The sequence below is a fragment of the Vibrio taketomensis genome (assembly GCF_009938165.1).
Lineage (GTDB): Bacteria > Pseudomonadota > Gammaproteobacteria > Enterobacterales > Vibrionaceae > Vibrio > Vibrio taketomensis.
In genome coordinates this window covers 410,567-425,864 of sequence record NZ_AP019649.1, presented here as the reverse complement: position 1 = coordinate 425,864, position 15,298 = coordinate 410,567, and the positions used below count along the sequence as shown (strand labels likewise).

Sequence of the window (15,298 nt, the reverse complement as noted above, 5' to 3'; positions counted from 1 at the left end):
ATAGCATGATGACGAATTACTATTCTAATTCGTCATCAATGTAAAATAATTATTCACATTTAATGCGTCTTTATGTTTAACTGGACGCATATTCCATTTGTATTCAAGGATCAGAATATGGCTTTTAATCTTCGTAACCGTCATTTCGTTAAACTTTTAGACTTTTCTCCCAAAGAGATTCAATTTTTGCTCGACCTCTCTGCGGATTTAAAAAAGGCTAAGTATGCGGGGACCGAGCAGAAAAAATTGCAAGGTAAAAACATCGCACTGATCTTTGAAAAAGCGTCGACTCGCACTCGCTGTGCGTTTGAAGTCGCCGCTTTTGACCAAGGTGCGCAAGTCTCTTATATCGGCCCTTCCGGCTCACAAATTGGCCATAAAGAATCGATGAAAGATACAGCTCGAGTACTGGGTCGAATGTATGACGGCATCGAATATCGCGGTTTTGGTCAGGCAATCGTGGAAGAGCTCGCTGCACATGCCGGCGTGCCTGTATGGAATGGTCTCACCGATGAATTCCATCCAACGCAAATCCTTGCGGACTTTCTAACCATGCTAGAACATGGCCAAGGTAAACAATTATCAGAAATGAAGTTTGCCTACCTTGGTGATGCACGCAATAACATGGGTAACTCACTCATGGTTGGCGCGGCCAAAATGGGGATGGATATTCGCTTAGTGGCGCCCAAACAGTTCTGGCCAGAGCAAGAATTAGTTACCACTTGCCAAGCGATCGCCCAACATACTGGGGCGAAAATTACCCTCACCGAAAATGTCGCTGAAGGCGTCGTAGGTTGTGATTTCCTCTACACCGATGTGTGGGTATCCATGGGCGAAGCTGCGAAAGCTTGGGATGAACGTGTTGCTCTAATGGCACCATACCAAATCAATATGGATGTGATAAAACAAACCGGCAATCCACTGGTCAAGTTTATGCACTGTCTACCGGCCTTCCACAATGACGAAACAACGATTGGCAAAGAGATTGCCGAAAAATATGGCATGCAAGGACTGGAAGTCACCGAAGAAGTCTTTGAGTCAGATTATTCGATTGTATTTGATGAAGCTGAAAACCGTATGCATACAATCAAAGCGGTTATGGTGGCGACTTTAGGTAACTAAATTTGCATAAAACAAACCAATTAGTTGTGTAATCGCTTGCGCAAAGCAATCTTCTGCGTATAATGCACGACAATTTGTCTGGAGGTTGTAAATAAATGCCACGTAATTCGTGTTCTACAATGCGCTTTACTCAAGGTAAGTTTGCTTGCTTACTGGCTTATTTTTTACAGTTTCTATTGATTTTAAAGCCTCCCTATTGGGAGGCTTTTTATTGCCTAAATTTTAGTATCTAGTCAGATAGGGATGACGATTATGACCAATACGCTTTACAACAAGCACATCATTTCGATTCCGGAGCTATCCCGCGATGAGCTCGAGTTAATAGTTCAAACCGCAGGCCAATTAAAGGCCGATCCAAATCCGAATCTGATCAAAAATAAGGTTGTCGCGAGTTGCTTCTTTGAGCCTTCAACCCGTACTCGCCTCTCTTTTGAAACTGCGATTCAACGCATTGGTGGTGATGTCATCGGCTTTGATAACGCAGGCAACACGTCACTGGCCAATAAAGGCGAAACACTGGCTGACTCAATTCAAGTCATTTCAACTTACGTAGATGCCTTTGTGATGCGTCATCCACGTGAAGGCGCAGCCCGCCTCGCTTCTGAATTCTCTAATGGTGTACCAGTGATTAATGCTGGTGACGGCGCAAACCAGCACCCAACTCAAACACTGCTTGATCTTTACACCATATCTGAAACTCAAGGTCGCCTTGATAACATCAATATCGCGTTTGTTGGTGACTTAAAATACGGCCGCACCGTGCATTCACTCACTCAAGCACTGGCGAAATTTAATAATGTTCGTTTCTTCTTTGTCGCACCAGAAGCGTTAGCGATGCCAGATTACATCTGCGAAGAGCTTGATGAAGCGGGAATTCAATACAGCCTGCACACGGACATGGAAAGTGTGATTCCTGAACTGGATATTCTCTACATGACGCGCGTGCAAAAAGAGCGTTTTGATGAGTCAGAATATGTCCACATCAAGTCTGCTTATATCCTAACCGCCGCGATGCTGGAAAATGCGCGTGAGAATCTGAAAGTGCTACACCCACTACCTCGTGTGGATGAAATTACTACCGATGTCGATAAGACACCGCACGCTTACTACTTCCAACAAGCAGAAAATGGCGTGTACGCTCGTCAAGCACTGCTTGCTCTTGTTCTTAATCAATCACTGTAATCGGGAGAAAATATCATGGTTAAAGAAACTCAATTACAAGTCGAAGCGATTAAAAACGGTACAGTGATCGACCATATCCCAGCACAAGTAGGCATTAAGGTGCTCAAGCTATTTAGCATGCACAAAAGCAATCAACGCGTAACGATTGGCTTAAACTTGCCTTCTTCAGCATTAGGTCACAAAGACTTACTTAAAATTGAAAATGTATTTATCAATGAAGAGCAAGCAAGCAAATTAGCACTGTATGCTCCGCACGCAACCGTAAATCAAATTGAAAACTACCAAGTCGTTAAGAAGCTAGCGTTAACGCTTCCTGAACAGGTAAATAACGTTTTTGCTTGCCCAAACTCAAACTGCATCACTCATGGCGAACCAGTAGAAAGCAGCTTCCGCGTATTTGCAAAAGCACATGATGTCCGTTTGAAGTGCAAATACTGTGAAAAGGTATTCTCTAGAGAGATCGTTACTGAGCGCTAAAACTCACGCAACAATTCTCAGTTAATCGAAATAATACCTCGCGAATGCGGGGTATTTTACGCTTTACCTACTAATTTTTAACAGGCACACTGAAGTCCTCATTCATCTATTCGATTGGAAATTTCACATGACTAAAGTACTTCACACGGAATTAGCTCCAGCAGCGATCGGTCCTTATGTTCAAGGCGTTGACCTAGGCAACATGGTAATGACTTCAGGTCAAATTCCTGTGAACCCTGTGACCGGTGAAGTCTCCGCAGAAATCACTGTACAAGCACGTCAATCTCTTGAAAACGTAAAAGCAGTGGTTGAAGCTTCAGGCCTTGGTGTTGCAGATATCGTAAAAATGACGGTATTTGTAAAAGACCTGAATGACTTTGCTGCTGTAAATGAAGTGTACGGTGCATTCTTTGATGAGCATAACGTTGCTAACTACCCTGCACGCTCATGTGTAGAAGTAGCTCGCCTACCAAAAGATGTCGGTATTGAAATCGAAGCGATTGCAGTTCGTAAATAATCACTGATAACCAAATGCAAAAAAGGCGAGCTTATGCTCGCCTTTCTTTTCTGCTGTAGTGAAATACTATTTAAAACCTTTCACTTTTTTAATCAGATCGTAAGCGTTTTGAATTTCTTGTGATTTTTCTTTTGCCACATTCATCATTTCTGGCGGTAAACCTTTCGCCATTAGCTTATCTGGATGGTGTTCATTCATGAGCTTACGATGCGCACGCTTAACCGTTTTTGCATCGGCATTCTCATCGACACCCAAAACGTTATAGGCAGTACTCAATTGACTTGCCGCAGAGGCTTGCTGCCAATTGCCTGACTGGTGACTACCGCCTGCATGCGCACCGCCAAAATCGCCTTGTTGAAAACGAAAGGCCGCTTCTTGCATACGAAGACGTTGTTCAAGCTGCTGAATGGAAAAGCCCAATCCTTCCGCCACTCGGTGCAACACTTCACGTTCACTTGGGTGAATATCACCATCTGCAAACGCGGCCGAAATCTGCAGTTCTAAAAGAATTGCAATAAATCAAATCGACCACCTGATGAAATCTTGACTCGTTTTAAGACTTCATCCAATGGAAAATCACTCGATTTCCCGAGACGGAATGCCTCTTGCGCAGCCAAACGCTGTTCACCATGCAGGTTCATGCGATCCATCATGGTCGATGCCAATTGAATCTCTTGGCGAGTTACTTGACCTTTTGCTTTTGCCACGTGCCCCATCACGGCAAATGCCGCTTTAAAGAACTCTTCTTGTTTTTGCGCCTGACTTGGTCCACTGCCAAATGGTGACGATTGGAAGCCCGCCTGACTTAAGCGACGCGCTTTATCAAATTGATGGCCTAAGAACAGACCAAAAAGTGCACCAAAAGGCCCTCCAAATAGAAAGCCAAAAAAAGTACCGAGAATTTTGCCAAAAATATGCATTATGTGCTCTCAATCTATGAATTTTTACTTCGTTACGCGGTCTGATAGTGCCGGATGATGTAAATTACTTTATGATAAAGACCGTTTTATTTTTTGTTCGGTTGTCTAGGTCACCGAATTTATCAAGTTCAACAGGATAGTAAAACTCAATGCCACGTTTTCCACGTACGTTACTGGCCGCTTCGATCAGTGCAGCACTTTTTGCACCTCAGATTCAAGCACAGCAAGAAACTACCGACGGTAGTTTGCAAGAATTACCTGCTGTAGATCAATGCTTGGTTAATCAACCTGAGGCAGAAAATCCTAATCAATTGCCGATCAATGTTGAAGCCGACCGCCTTGAAGGCGTCAATGGAGACAAAGCCACTTATAGCGGCAATGTGGTCGTTGTACAAGGCAAAAAACGTATGCAGGCAGATAGCGTCACCCTGCATCAACAAGATAATGTCGTTGTGGCAGAAGGCAACGTCACATTCAGCGACGGCCAAGTTAAGACTATTTCCGATAAAGCGGTGAATAACCTTAATACCGATTATGTTGAACTAGACAACACTAAATACCAATTTCTATGCGAACCTGGTCGCGGCGATGCTGTTTTCGTTTCGAAAACCGGCAAGGCCATGTATGAGATTGAAGATGGCTCTATCACCTCATGTCCAGAAGGTGATAATTCATGGCGCATGACGGCCTCAAGTATTGAAATTGATCAAAATGAAGAGGAAGCGACCTTCTTCAACCCACGTTTTGAAATTCAAAGCGTACCAGTGTTCTACTTGCCATATTTAACCGTGCCAATCGGTGATACGCGTAAAACAGGCTTCCTTTACCCAACTGTTTCATACGGTTCAAGTGACGGTGTCGAGTTTGAAGTGCCAGTTTACTGGAACTTAGCACCTCAATATGATCTTGAAACCACATTAAAGTACATGGAAAACGTGGCACCCAACTGAATAGTGTCTTCCGTTACTTGACCGATTTTGGCCAAGGTAAAATCGAGTCTGAGTACTTGCCAGATGACAAGAAGTACTCTGAAAAGGCGATCGTTGGGCAATGCAGTACACCCACGATGGACTTTACAAAGAGAATTGAAGTTCCATATCGACTACTAAAGTGAGCGATATTGATTACTTTAGCGACATCGATTCTGGTATCGGTAAACGTGAAGATGGTCAATTAGTTCAAGAAGGAAAATTCCAATATCGTACTAATAACTGGGACGCCACCCTTTAGCTCGAGACTTCCAAGTACTAACAGTCAAGGTAACCAGCCCTACCGTATTTTACCGCAGATAGGCTTTAATTATTATTCGCCTCAATTAGCTCCATACGTGGATTTTGACGTGATTAGTCATATATCGAATTTTGAGACGGATGATAATAGTAAACCATCTGCACTTCGCGTCCATGTTGAGCCTGGTATAACCATTCCCATCCATACAACATGGGGGTCATGGACAACAGAAGCCCGAATTCTTGGAACGCATTACCAACAAGATTTAGATGGGCTACCTGCAAATACTCCATACAAAGAAAACGTAACGCGAGTGATTCCTGAATTCCGTACACATATGGGTTTGGTTCTTGAACGTGATAGCTATGTACTTGGAGGCTACACTCAAACACTTGAACCACAAATTCAATATTTATATGTACCGAAAGAAGACCAATCCGATATTGCTCTTTACGATACTACATTGCTGCAAACTGACTACTACGGTCTATTCCGTAGCCGTAAATTTAGCGGTGTCGATCAAATTGCACCAGCCAATCAATTTAGTTATGGTGCCTCGACTCGTTTCTTTGACGACATGTACAAAGAGCGATTGAATATCTCTTTTGGTCAAATATTCTATTTGGATAAGTCAACCAAAAACAACGGCAATCTCGCAGGCGCATCTGGTGAAGATCCAGAGAGTAACTATTCTGCTTGGGCGGTAGAAATGGATTTCAACTTTAATGACTATCTTTTACCACGGAGGGTGCAATACGATATTGACTCTAGCGAAATGCAAGTGGCCAACAGTACTCTTGAGTACCGCACTAACAATGGCTACATCCAAGGAAACTATCGCTATGTTACCAAAGAGTATATTGAACAAACGGTAGATTTAGACAGTATCGCTGGCACTGATGGCATTGATGGCATTACTCGTGAAGGTATTTCACAAGCAGGGTATTAACTGGCTATACCTTCTCACCGAACTGGAATGCCAGCGCACAATATTTTACGACCTCACCACAGATCAATCTATTGAATGGTTAGCGCGTCTAAATTATATCGATGACTGTTGGTATATCGGCTTTACCTATAGCAATCAATTACGAGGCTGGACTCCAGGCTTTACCGACTACCCTAATGCTGAGCCCGTTTACGAGAATAACTTTAGTATTAACTTCGGTATTGTCGGTTTTGGTACCAATATCGGTGCAGGCTCTGGCTTAGCTGCCGATGATGCTGGCAACTCTCTGGGTTACGGACGCCCATTCTTCTTGAACAACTAATTTTTCCGCCAGCTAGCAATAGCTGGCATACTTCAAAGGGTTATAAATGAATATTTGGAACAAGACACTGCTTACCCTTGTAGCGGCATGCCATATCGGTGCGGCTAATGCCAATGCAGTGGAAATGGATAAAGTTGCTATCATCGTTAATGAAGGTGTCGTGCTGCAAAGCGATATTGACACTGCACTCAAAACGTTAGAGATCAATGCTAAGCAAAATGGTCAAACCCTACCCGACCAAAACACACTGATCGCCCAAGTTAAAGAACAGCTAATTTTAGATACCATCCAGCAGCAAGAAGCAGAAAAACTGGGGGTTCGTATCGATGACAATCGCTTGAACAGTGCGATTGCCGAAATCGCTAAAAAAAATAACCAAAGTGTCGACCAATTTATCGCGACACTTAGCCAATCTGGCATTACCTACCCAGAATTCCGTCAACAAATTCGCAAAGAGCTTGCAGCAAGTGAAGCGCGAAATGCTTTGGTACGTCGTCGTATCAATATTCTGCCAGCAGAAGTCGATAATTTAGCGGAAATCTTGGCAAACGAAACCAGTGCCACCGTTCAATACAAAATTGGCCATATCCAATTGCGCATTGCCGATGGCGAAGACAAAAATGCAGTGCTAGCAGAAGCCAATGAGCTGGTTAAAAAACTGAAAAATGGTGAGGACTTCGCCAAGCTAGCTTACGCCTACTCAAAAGGTCCTAAAGCATTACAAGGCGGTGATTGGGGTTGGATGCGTAAAGAAGAAATGCCAACCATCTTTGCTGATCAAATCAAACTGCAAAACAAAGGCACTATCATTGGTCCATTTACCAGTGGTGCTGGTGTACACATCCTAAAAATTGAAGATGTCAAAGGCTTAGAAACGGTCGCGGTAACTGAAATTAACGCGCGTCACATTCTAATCAAGCCAACCGTTATCTTGAGTGCTGATGGCGTTAAAAAACAACTCAATGAGATCATTCGCCAAATCAAATCAGGCGAAGCAACCTTTGGTGAATTAGCTCGACAATACAGCCAAGATCCTGGTTCAGCAGCACAAAATGGTGAACTAGGCTATCAAACCTCTGATCTTTACGTTCCAGAGTTCAAACACCAAGTTGATACCCTTCCAATCGGCCAAATTAGCGAACCGTTTGAAACCGTTCATGGCTGGCATATAGTCGAGGTACTTGATCGTCGTGAAGTCGACCGTACAGATGCTGCGATGAAGAATCGCGCTTACCGAATTTTGTTTAACCGCAAGTTCAACGAAGAAGTCAGCGCATGGCTACAAGAAATTCGTGCTGGCGCATATGTTGAAGTGCTAAAGGATCAGCAAAATGACAATTAAGCGTATTGTCGTGACTGCAGGTGAGCCTGCAGGCATCGGCCCCGACTTAGTTCTAGCGCTATCAAAGCAAGGTTGGGAGCATCAAATCGTAGTCTGCGCAGACAAAACGATGTTGGCTCAGCGTTCGGCTCAGTTGAATATTGATGTTGAACTTATCGATTATGACCCAAGTCTACCAGCAACCAAGCAGCAAGCGGGCTCGCTAATCGTGGAGCATCTACCAGTAACTGAGCCAGTGATTGCCGGCAAACTCAACGAAACCAATGGTCACTATGTATTAAACACACTAGAGCGTGCAGCTAATGGTTGTATGCAAGGTGAGTTTGATGCGGTTGTAACAGGTCCGGTGCACAAAGGGGTAATCAACCGTTCAGGTGTTGCCTTCAGCGGCCATACCGAGTTTTTTGCTGAAAAGTCGAATACCCCGCTGGTTGTTATGATGTTAGCGACCGAAGGCTTGCGTGTCGCGGTCGTCACTACGCATATCCCTCTTGCGTATGTATCGAAAGCAGTAACCGCAGAACGACTAGAAAAAATTATCGATATTTTGCATACCGATTTGGTAGAAAAATTTGCTATTCCGCAGCCAAACATCTATGTTTGCGGGCTTAATCCTCACGCTGGGGAAGATGGTTGTTTAGGCAGAGAAGAAATTGAGACCATTACGCCGACTTTAGAACGTATCAAACGTGAAAAAGGCTTTAACTTAATGGGTCCCCTTCCTGCAGACACTATCTTTAATGAAAAGTACTTACAAAATGCAGATGCCGTATTGGGCATGTACCACGATCAAGTACTTCCCGTGCTAAAATACAAAGGATTTGGCCGTTCAGTGAATATCACTCTTGGCCTACCATTTATTCGGACATCGGTGGACCACGGTACAGCTCTTGATCTTGCTGGTACAGGTTCAGCAGATACAGGGAGCTTCCGAACAGCATTGGCGCACGCAATAGATTTAGTAGAGAAGAAACAATGAGAAATGATGTCCATCTAGGGCACAAAGCGCGTAAACGTTTTGGTCAAAACTTCCTAAACGATCCTTATATCATTGATGGTATTGTTTCAGCCATCAATCCAAGACCAGGTCAAAACCTGGTTGAGATCGGTCCTGGCCTTGGCGCAATTACCGAACCTGTCGGCCGTGAAGTAGACAAGTTTACCGTTATCGAACTTGACCGTGACTTGGCTGAACGCCTTCGCAATCACCCAGAATTGGCAGATAAACTGACAATTCACGAAGGCGATGCAATGCGTTTTGACTTCACGCAATTGGTAAAACCAAATAATAAACTGCGTATTTTTGGTAACTTGCCATACAATATTTCGACACCGCTGATGTTCCACCTATTTGAATTCCATGCGGATATTCAAGACATGCACTTTATGTTGCAAAAAGAGGTGGTAAACCGTCTAGCGGCAGGTCCTGGCAGCAAAGCTTATGGTCGTCTAACCGTAATGGCTCAATACTACTGTAAAGTAGTACCTGTGCTAGAAGTTCCGCCAACGGCATTTGTTCCGCCGCCAAAAGTGGATTCAGCGGTTGTGCGCCTAGTGCCTTACGAGACACTGCCACACCCAGCGACAAGTCTAAAATGGCTAGAACGCGTATGTCGCGAAGGCTTTAACCAACGCCGTAAAACCGTTCGTAACTGTTACAAAGCGTTGATGAGTGCTGAAACACTGGAAGAGCTAGGCGTAAATCCAGCAATGCGTCCAGAAAACCTGACGTTAGAGCAATTCGTTGCGATGGCAAACTGGTTAGATGCGAACAGCAATCACCAAGCATAATCTCTAAGGGCGCTACTGCGCCCTTTTGTTTGGCTATACGAGGAGTTTATATGGATATCTCACAACCTTGTATTAAAGTCCAAGTTCAAAGCCGCTATATGGCTGAACAATCTGATCCTGCAACAAAACGCTATATCTTTGCTTATCTGATTACGATAAAAAACCTCAGTACTGAAACCGTGCAACTGATCAGTCGTCGCTGGTTAATCACCGATGCTAACGGCAAGCAGGCGACTGTGGAAGGTGACGGAGTGGTTGGCCAGCAGCCCTTCATCGAAGGTAATGACGAATATACCTACACTAACGGTACCGCATTGGATACACCAGTTGGGGTTATGCAAGGTCAATACATTATGCTCGATGCGAAAGGGAAACAATTCACAGCGGAAATAGAGCCCTTTCGTCTCGCAGTTCCAAATGTTTTAAACTAGGGAAATTTAGTGGCAACATACATTGTCGGCGACATTCAAGGCTGTTTGGATGAGCTGAAACATCTTCTGAATACGGTTCAATTTAACCCATCACAAGACAAACTCTGGCTCGCAGGCGATCTGGTTGCGAGAGGTCCTCAATCTTTAGAAACCCTTCGTTTTATCAAACAACTTGGTGATAGTGCTCAAGTCGTACTTGGCAACCATGATCTGCATTTACTGGCAGTTTCTCGTGGAATTCATCGTGTTAAAGACAAAGATAAAACGGCAGCTATTTTCGCAGCCAAAGACTGCGATGAACTACTTGAATGGTTAAGACACCAACCATTGCTCGCAGAACACCCTGAGTTTGTGATGTGTCATGCTGGGATTTCTCCGCAGTGGGATTTAGCCACAGCACGCCAATGTGCCAATGAGATAGAGCAACTTCTACAAAATGAAGATTGGCCATGGCTAATTGAGCATATGTACGCCAACCAGCCTGACTTTTGGGAGAGCGAACTACAAGGTATTGATCGCTATCGTTACATCATCAACGCCTATACTCGCATGCGTTTCTGCTTTGCAGACGGTAGACTTGATATGGAATGCAAGTTACCGCCAAAAATGGTCAAAAGCGAAGAGCTAGTACCATGGTTTGAACTCCCTAACCGCATCAAACTAGAGAAAACTGTACTGTTTGGGCATTGGGCTGCTTTGGAAGGATATGACGGTAACGAAGTTATCGGTCTTGACACAGGTTGTGTTTGGGGCGGGTCATTGACGATGCTGCGCTGGGAAGATAAACAATATTTTGTCCAGCAGGCGATAGAGCGTTGACTCTTATTGAGACAGCAAAGCAAAGCTTTATTAAAAGAACCGAGATACGAGGTGGTGCGCTCAGCACTCTCTCATATCTCGATTATTAAACGAAGTACTCACTTACGCTCTATCTAAAACCACAAAACGCATATCGTAAGCGTTTTTATCATCCGCTTGATAGCTCTCCGAATAGCTCTCTACAAAACTCTCATCCCAAGCAGGGAACTGAGTATCACCATCAAGATTTGCATCAATATGAGTCACATACAAACGATTGGCGATAGGTAAGCAACTCGCATAAATTGAACCACCACCAATGATCATCACTTCATCAACATCGCCAGCAACAGATAACGCTTGATCAATCGATGTGACCGTCTCTACCCCATCAATCCCCAGATTACTATCGCGACTAATCACGATATTTTGACGACCAGGTAGCGGGCGACCAATAGATTCATAGGTTTTACGACCCATGATCACTGGTTTCCCCAAAGTGCAGCGTTTAAACCAAGCAAAGTCGGCAGGTAAATGCCATGGCATTTGATTATCTTTGCCGATAATGCGTTCATTTGCCATTGCAGCGATCATGCTAATAATCATCAAGTATTCCTAATGTCTATACGATTGGACGACGGCGATAGAATAACAAGCCCGGCATAGCTAAGCCAACTGCAAGACCAGCGATAATAAACATGGCTTTTAAAAAGTTGTTCGCCAGCATTTCAAGTAATTGGGGCTCAAAGCCGCGATGGTTTAATTCAACCAAGGCAATCATCGCTTTAAAGGCATATACCCCTGGTACCATGGGTATCAAAGAGGCCACGGTAAAGACCTTAGGGTGCGCCAATAACTTATGTGACCAATGCACGCCAATCATACCCACCAAGGTGGCGGCAAAAAATGTTGCCCATTCAATAGGAATACCAAAGTGCATCATTAAATAGCGTGAGCCATGACCAATCGCACCGCCGAGAGCACAATACTTCAGTGCTTTGCTTGGCACATTAAACACCAATGCAAATCCGACAGCCGGGATAGCGGCAAAAAACATATCGTTGATCAAGCCAAACAATAGTGATGAAGAGATCATACGAGCCACCCCCAAACATCGAATAGACTCATCGCGGCAACGATACCTAAACACGTTGCAAGAGTTAATAAACTCGCCATGGCAAAACGAGCAATACCCATATTGACGTAGCCTTTGAGCATATCGGCGACACAGTTTATTAGCGGAACCCCTGGTACCAGCATTAAAACCGACGATGCCATGACAAGCGTCGGCATGTTGCCGATGTCATAGATATAGGCTTGAACTGAAATAGCGGTTGTGACAAAAGCAGTGGCAGCAAAATTGACCAACGGATTAAAGTGGCGATGTCCAATTTCTTGACGAACGACCATACCGACAGCGGAAGCAATAAAGGTCATAGCAAATACCGCCCAATCCCCTCCCGCTAAGCGAGCAAAGGCAGCACATGATAAACCGATCATTAAGACCACTAACCACCGATTGTAGCGCTCTGGGCTGATTTGATTGAGTTTATGTTGCGCCAAGTAATCATCAATAATTCCGCGTTCCAACATGATGCACACGCGCTGTACTTGGGTGACAACTCGCATATTGATTCCGCGATCGGCACAACGTCGAGCGGTGGTAATACAATGGCCTTGATAGACCGTAGTAACGACTAATGAACTTGCGGACAAAGAGACTTCAACCTCATCCAAACCACACGCTAATCCTATGCGCTCCATAATATTACCAACCAGCGCACTCTCTGCACCATGGGCTAACAACATCTGCCCTGCTTGAGCAATGAGGCGCGATGCCGCCCTTTGCTTAGTATCCATACTCAATCAATCTCTCCGTCACAACATCCATTTTGAGGACAATCATTGTGACCAAAATTACAGCGAATAACTTTGATTTAAAGCCTAATTTATTTTTAGCAATGATAAAAAAAGCCGCTAAGAATAGCGGCTTTTCTCATCTTGGATTAATCGCGAACGTAGATAACGTGACCGTCATCTTCTTCATCGTCCCAATCATCCCAGTCATCATCACTGTCATCGTAATCTTCATTGATCACGTCTTTACCAGACATTGCGTCTTTATGGTAATCATCCCACATGAAGTTGACTTTATCTTCTTCAGTGATCTCTTCTTCAGCGCGAGGAAGTGTTTCCATGAAATCTGCTAATTTGTAGCAAAGCTCTTTCGTGCCTTGCTTATTCACTGCAGAAATCTTGAAGTATTCTTCTTCCCAACCAAGAGCGTCAATGATGCCTTGAATAATCTCATCGGCTTCATCTTCTGGCATGAGATCCACTTTGTTGAATACTAACCAGCGCGGTTTATCAGCGAGTTTTTCGCTGTATTGCTCAAGTTCATCGATGATCGTCAATGCGTTTTGGATCGGATCAGATTGATCAATCGGCATGATATCGATCATATGAAGAAGAACGCGACAACGCTCTAGGTGTTTCAAGAAGCGAATACCTAGGCCTGCACCTTCCGCTGCACCTTCAATTAGGCCTGGGATATCAGCGACGACAAAGCTCTTCTCAGGAACGACACTCACCACGCCCAAGCTTGGAATCAATGTCGTAAACGGATAATCCGCTACTTTTGGCTTAGCAGCAGACACTGCGCGAATAAAAGTAGATTTACCAGCATTAGGCAGACCTAGCATACCCACGTCAGCAAGCAACAATAGCTCAAGACGTAGTTCACGAAGCTCACCTTTAGTACCCAGTGTTTTTTGGCGTGGAGCGCGGTTTACTGAAGATTTAAAGCGCGTGTTGCCTAGGCCGTGCCAGCCACCTTTTGCAACCATTAGCTTTTTGCCGTGTTCAGCAACTTCTGCAACCACTTCATTAGTGTGAATATCGACTGCGCGAGTACCCACTGGTACACGCAAAACGATGTCTTTACCACGTTTACCAGTACAGTTACCGCCACGGCCATTTTCGCCACGTTCAGCTTCATAGAAGCGCTGGAAACGGTAATCGATCAGAGTATTTAGGTTTTCATCAGCTTGGATGTATACATCACCGCCGTCGCCACCGTCACCACCATCAGGACCACCTTTAGTAATAAATTTCTCACGCCAGAAACTTACTACACCACTACCGCCATCACCGGCTTGAACTTTAACTACCGCTTCATCAACGAATTTCATTTGTTACTCCGCATATCTTGCGTTGCAATACCACTAGTTGGGCACATTAGCCTTATCACCAATGATATAAATTCTAGCAGATCCCATATACAGATCGATCACCTGAGATCTTGGGTCGCCTACTTTGGACCAAATAACGAGAGGTTTTCTCTTGTGCTAAAAGCCTCTGGTTATTTGCCCTCGCTCAAAATAAAAAACCCCACCGAATCGGCAGGGCTTTTAAATTCAGCTAGAAACCTAATTTCTAAAGCTAAGAATCTGATTATTCAGCAGATTCGATGCTTACGAATTTACGGTTTTTAGGACCTTTCACTTCAAACTTAACTTTACCGTCAGTTAGAGCGAAAAGAGTGTGGTCTTTACCAAGGCCTACGTTGTTACCAGCGTGGAATTTAGTACCACGTTGACGAACAATGATGTTACCTGCAAGAACAGATTCACCACCGAAACGCTTAACACCTAGACGTTTGCTTTCTGAATCGCGGCCGTTACGAGTAGAACCACCAGCTTTTTTATGTGCCATTGTTAAACTCTCCTAATTAAGCGTTGATACCAGTGATTTTCACTTCTGTGAACCACTGACGGTGACCTTGTTGTTTGCGAGAGTGCTTACGACGACGGAACTTAACGATTTTAACTTTATCGCCACGACCGTGTTGTACAACTTCAGCTACAACTTTGCCACCCTCTACTAGAGGAGCACCAACTTTAATGTCTTCACCGTTAGCAACAAGAAGAACTTTATCAAATTCAACAGTTGCACCAGTTTCAACGTCTAATTTTTCTAAACGAAGAGTTTGACCTTCGCTTACACGGTGTTGTTTACCACCAGATTGGAAAACAGCGTACATATTTTACTCCGCTTTTTCCGCACAGCCGTTGCATTTTATTTGAGCAATAGGGTGTGCGCTAAACTAATCATCAATAGGGCGCAGATTCTACAGAAGAGATGCCACTATGACAAGCCATATTTTGAAAAAATTGGCGAAAAGCTAGTCGCCAATTAAAAGTGCCCAGATCATGCCC

General features: G+C 44.1%; 15 protein-coding genes and 2 pseudogenes. 10 read left to right on the top strand and 7 right to left on the bottom strand.

Annotated features, from left to right (window positions below; genetic code table 11):
* Positions 1 to 117 precede the first annotated feature (117 nt).
* The 4 genes from Vt282_RS02120 to Vt282_RS02105 all read left to right on the top strand — a co-directional run bounded on the left by Vt282_RS02120 (position 118) and on the right by Vt282_RS02105 (position 3,298).
* Complete coding sequence (locus Vt282_RS02120; RefSeq protein ID WP_162062431.1) at positions 118 to 1,122, top strand: ornithine carbamoyltransferase; 1,005 nt, start codon at positions 118 to 120, stop codon at positions 1,120 to 1,122.
* A gap of 252 nt (positions 1,123 to 1,374) precedes the next feature.
* Positions 1,375 to 2,304 carry an aspartate carbamoyltransferase gene (gene pyrB, locus Vt282_RS02115; RefSeq protein WP_162047185.1) on the top strand — a complete coding sequence of 310 codons (930 nt, stop codon included), beginning with the start codon at positions 1,375 to 1,377 and terminating at the stop codon, positions 2,302 to 2,304.
* Positions 2,305 to 2,319: 15 nt separating this feature from the next.
* Positions 2,320 to 2,781, top strand: coding sequence for an aspartate carbamoyltransferase regulatory subunit (pyrI, locus tag Vt282_RS02110; protein WP_162047186.1), 462 nt, complete (start codon positions 2,320 to 2,322; stop codon positions 2,779 to 2,781).
* A 127-nt stretch (positions 2,782 to 2,908) separates the two neighbouring features.
* Positions 2,909 to 3,298 (top strand): RidA family protein, encoded by a 390-nt coding sequence (locus Vt282_RS02105; RefSeq protein ID WP_162047187.1) that lies wholly within the window; start codon positions 2,909 to 2,911, stop codon positions 3,296 to 3,298.
* Between the two features lie 66 nt (positions 3,299 to 3,364).
* Here Vt282_RS02105 and djlA read toward each other — a convergent pair.
* Positions 3,365 to 4,218 (bottom strand): annotated as a pseudogene (gene djlA / locus Vt282_RS02100) (co-chaperone DjlA).
* Between the two features lie 149 nt (positions 4,219 to 4,367).
* Here djlA and lptD point away from each other — a divergent pair.
* The 6 genes and pseudogenes from lptD (at position 4,368) to apaH (ending at position 11,102) form a co-directional block, all read left to right on the top strand.
* Positions 4,368 to 6,719 (top strand): annotated as a pseudogene (gene lptD / locus Vt282_RS21170) (LPS assembly protein LptD).
* Positions 6,720 to 6,765: 46 nt separating this feature from the next.
* On the top strand, positions 6,766 to 8,061 hold the full coding sequence (surA, locus tag Vt282_RS02090) for a peptidylprolyl isomerase SurA (RefSeq protein ID WP_162062430.1): 1,296 nt from the start codon (positions 6,766 to 6,768) through the stop codon (positions 8,059 to 8,061).
* A complete protein-coding gene (gene pdxA, locus Vt282_RS02085; protein WP_162062429.1) occupies positions 8,051 to 9,040 on the top strand; it encodes a 4-hydroxythreonine-4-phosphate dehydrogenase PdxA in 990 nt (329 codons plus the stop codon). Before surA ends, pdxA begins: the two co-directional genes overlap by 11 nt.
* Positions 9,037 to 9,852, top strand: coding sequence for a 16S rRNA (adenine(1518)-N(6)/adenine(1519)-N(6))-dimethyltransferase RsmA (rsmA, locus tag Vt282_RS02080; RefSeq protein WP_114765886.1), 816 nt, complete (start codon positions 9,037 to 9,039; stop codon positions 9,850 to 9,852). Before pdxA ends, rsmA begins: the two co-directional genes overlap by 4 nt.
* Before the next feature lie 50 nt (positions 9,853 to 9,902).
* Positions 9,903 to 10,283 carry a Co2+/Mg2+ efflux protein ApaG gene (gene apaG, locus Vt282_RS02075; protein WP_162062428.1) on the top strand — a complete coding sequence of 127 codons (381 nt, stop codon included), beginning with the start codon at positions 9,903 to 9,905 and terminating at the stop codon, positions 10,281 to 10,283.
* Between the two features lie 9 nt (positions 10,284 to 10,292).
* Entirely contained in the window at positions 10,293 to 11,102 is an 810-nt protein-coding gene (gene apaH, locus Vt282_RS02070) for a bis(5'-nucleosyl)-tetraphosphatase (symmetrical) ApaH (protein WP_162062427.1), read from the top strand.
* Positions 11,103 to 11,204: 102 nt separating this feature from the next.
* Here the strand turns inward: apaH and folA are convergent, their stop codons facing one another.
* The 6 genes from folA to rplU form a co-directional block, all read right to left on the bottom strand.
* Positions 11,205 to 11,687 carry a type 3 dihydrofolate reductase gene (gene folA / locus Vt282_RS02065; RefSeq protein ID WP_162062426.1) on the bottom strand — a complete coding sequence of 161 codons (483 nt, stop codon included), beginning with the start codon at positions 11,685 to 11,687 and terminating at the stop codon, positions 11,205 to 11,207.
* Between the two features lie 16 nt (positions 11,688 to 11,703).
* Complete coding sequence (locus tag Vt282_RS02060; protein ID WP_162062425.1) at positions 11,704 to 12,177, bottom strand: threonine/serine exporter family protein; 474 nt, start codon at positions 12,175 to 12,177, stop codon at positions 11,704 to 11,706.
* Entirely contained in the window at positions 12,174 to 12,941 is a 768-nt protein-coding gene (locus Vt282_RS02055; protein ID WP_162062424.1) for a threonine/serine exporter family protein, read from the bottom strand. The genes Vt282_RS02060 and Vt282_RS02055 overlap by 4 nt, the downstream gene beginning before the upstream one ends.
* Positions 12,942 to 13,087: 146 nt before the next feature.
* Positions 13,088 to 14,272 carry an Obg family GTPase CgtA gene (cgtA, locus tag Vt282_RS02050; protein ID WP_162047196.1) on the bottom strand — a complete coding sequence of 395 codons (1,185 nt, stop codon included), beginning with the start codon at positions 14,270 to 14,272 and terminating at the stop codon, positions 13,088 to 13,090.
* Between the two features lie 262 nt (positions 14,273 to 14,534).
* Positions 14,535 to 14,795 (bottom strand): 50S ribosomal protein L27, encoded by a 261-nt coding sequence (gene rpmA, locus Vt282_RS02045; RefSeq protein WP_027251812.1) that lies wholly within the window; start codon positions 14,793 to 14,795, stop codon positions 14,535 to 14,537.
* Between the two features lie 16 nt (positions 14,796 to 14,811).
* Entirely contained in the window at positions 14,812 to 15,123 is a 312-nt protein-coding gene (rplU, locus tag Vt282_RS02040; protein WP_000271393.1) for a 50S ribosomal protein L21, read from the bottom strand.
* Positions 15,124 to 15,298: the final 175 nt, after the last annotated feature.